The sequence below is a fragment of the Collinsella sp. AM36-4AA genome (assembly GCF_003467795.1).
Taxonomy (GTDB): domain Bacteria; phylum Actinomycetota; class Coriobacteriia; order Coriobacteriales; family Coriobacteriaceae; genus Collinsella.
Genome location: NZ_QSHS01000048.1, coordinates 1 through 2,463, shown reverse-complemented (window position 1 = coordinate 2,463; position 2,463 = coordinate 1). Strand labels below are relative to the sequence as shown.

Annotated in this window: 2 protein-coding genes; both read left to right on the top strand. The window is 70.6% G+C overall.

Annotation, left to right across the window (positions count from 1 at the left end):
• Positions 1-167 precede the first annotated feature (167 nt).
• Positions 168-1,643: an IS21 family transposase gene (istA, locus tag DW850_RS09935; RefSeq protein WP_117786960.1), complete on the top strand. Its 1,476-nt coding sequence runs from the start codon at positions 168-170 to the stop codon at positions 1,641-1,643.
• Positions 1,633-2,376 carry an IS21-like element helper ATPase IstB gene (gene istB / locus DW850_RS09930; protein WP_117786959.1) on the top strand — a complete coding sequence of 248 codons (744 nt, stop codon included), beginning with the start codon at positions 1,633-1,635 and terminating at the stop codon, positions 2,374-2,376. Before istA ends, istB begins: the two co-directional genes overlap by 11 nt.
• The last annotated feature ends 87 nt before the right edge of the window (positions 2,377-2,463 follow it).

The window sequence follows — 2,463 nt, the reverse complement described above, 5'->3', positions numbered from 1 at the left end:
TGTTGATGTTCACTAAGAAGTGGTCCGAGTGATCACTGGGAAATAAGCACCGTGAGCACGAAAAATTGAGCAGTTTAAGCAAGAGGGCCGCGCCCCGGGGACCGGGGGCGCGGCCCCCGCCGTATGGTTTCCCCGGGCGGTTACTTTGGCGAGCCCGCCCGGGAAGGATGGAGGAGATGACCGTGCCCCTGGACACAGTGAATGATATACGGTCGATGGATGCCGCCGGGCGCTCGAGGTCCGAGATCGCCCGAATGCTCCACGTGAGCCGGAACACCGTGGCGAAATACGCCGACATGGAGGACATGTCGCCCGCCGCGCCGATGCCCCAGAGGAGGGGCAGGCCCGCGCTCGAGGGCAACGAGGAATGGGTCATCGGCGTTCTCGAGGCCGACCTCGGGGCCCCGAGGAAGCAGCGCCACACCGCCAGGCGGATCTACGACAGGCTCGTCGCCGAGCGCGGCTACGGCGGCTCGTACTCCACCGTGCAGAGGTTCGTCCGCGAGCTCAGGCTTGCCCGGGCGGCGGCGGGCGGAGAGGGGTACCTCGAGCTCGAGTGGGCGCCCGGCACCTGCCAGGTCGATTTCGGGAACTTCCGCGCCGCGGTCGGAGGGAGGGCCCTCGACCTCAAGCTGCTGGTCGCGACGCTTCCGCACTCGAACGACCGGCAGTGCGTCGCCCTCATGTCGCAGAGGTCGGAGTGCCTGTGCGCCGGGCTGCTCGAGATCTTCCGCCGCTGGGGCCGCGCCCCGGCGGCGATGGTGCTCGACAACGCCACCGAGGCGGGCAGGATGGTGCGCGGCGAGGTCACGGAATCGAGGCTGTTCTCGCAGTTCAGGGCCCACTACCGCTTCGAGAGCCGGTACTGCAACCCCTATTCGGGAAACGAGAAGGGCTCCGTCGAGAACGCCGTGGGGTTCCTCCGGCGCAACCTCCTCGTCCCCGTGCCGGCGTTCGGCACGCTCCCCGAGCTCAACGCGTTCCTCGCCGAGGGGTGCGCGAGGGTCAACGCGGCGGCGCGCTGCCGCGACGGCAGGCCGCACGGGGAGGCCTACCGGGAGGACCTCGCCGCCATGCGCGCCCTTCCCGGCGTGGAGTTCGACGCGGTGAGGTGGGTCACCGCCTGCGCCGACAAGCGCGGCTACGTCGAGGCCGACGGGCGCGAGTACGTCGCCGGGCCCGCCTGGCACGGGCGGAGCCTGCTCGTCGGCATGCGCGCGTCGACGGTGGAGATCCTCGCCGACCGCGGCCGCCGGGTCGCCGTCCTCCCCAGGGCCTTCGGGGAGGGCCCCGCGGTCCGGAACCCCCTCTCGCTCGTGCCCGCCATCATCGCCAGGCCGAGGGCCTTCGGGGAGTCGACGATCAGGCGCGACATGCCGCCGGGGCTCGTCGAGGGGATCGACCGGATGGACTCCGCCGGCAGGAGGCGCACGCTCAGGTCGATCGGCCGGGCGAGCGAGTCCTCGGGTTTCGAGGCGGCCTGCGAGGCGGCGCTCAGGGTCGTCGAGGGCGGCCGCGTCCCCGACGACGCCACGGTCGACGTGCTGGCGAGGCGCATCGCGGGTGGCGGCGGCGGGGCCGGCGGGGCCGACCTGTCGGTCTACGACGGGTTCCTGAAGGGGGCGGTCGCCGATGGCAGCTAGCGAGGAGCTGGCCCGCAGGGTCGTGGAGGCCGGGCGGTCGTGCTCGCTCACCACCGCCGTCCTGGAGGAGTGGTCGAGGCTCGGCACCCCGAAACAGGTGGAGTACCTGGCGGGCTACCTCGAGGCGGAGAGGTCCAGCCGCGAGGCCTCGAAGCGCGCGACGCTGCTCAGGCGCTGCGCGCTGCCGGCGCCCAAGACCTTCGACGGCTACGACTGGTCGGCCGTGTCGTGGCCGGAGGGCATGGGGCGCGAGTCGCTGCTCGCGCTCGACTTCGTCGAGCGCAGGGAGGACCTCGTGCTCATGGGCGACGTCGGCACCGGCAAGACGCACATGGCGTCGGCCCTCTGCGCGCTGGCGTGCGAGAGGAGGCTCGAGGCGCGCTTCTTCACGGCGTCCTCGCTCGTGATGCGCCTGAGGCGCGCCCGCGACGACGGGAGGCTCGACCGGGAGGCCGCGCTCATCGGCAAGGCCCGCCTGCTCGTCATCGACGAGCTCGGGTTTCTCCCGCTCGACGCGGACGGGGCGAGGCTGCTCTTCCAGGTCTTCGCCGACGCATACGAGAGGCAGTCGGTGGTAATCACCACGAATCTGGAGTTCAGCAGGTGGGGGTCGGTGTTCGGGGACGACCAGATGGCCGCCGCCGTGATCGACCGCATCGTCCACCACGGGAGGCTGGTCCAGTTCCGCGGCGAGTCCTACCGCGTCCGCCATGCCCTCATGCAGGAGGGCTAGCCGCTCAAAAAGCGTGCGCGCTTCCGATGCTCAGGCTGCTCAATTTCCGATGCTCTTTTTGCTCAAATCCTCTTGACGAAACACAGG

Coding starts and splice junctions, on each gene's coding strand:
- istA (WP_117786960.1), top strand. CDS start 168: ATGGAGGAGATGACCGTGCCCCTGGACACAGTGAATGATATACGGTCG.
- istB (WP_117786959.1), top strand. CDS start 1,633: ATGGCAGCTAGCGAGGAGCTGGCCCGCAGGGTCGTGGAGGCCGGGCGG.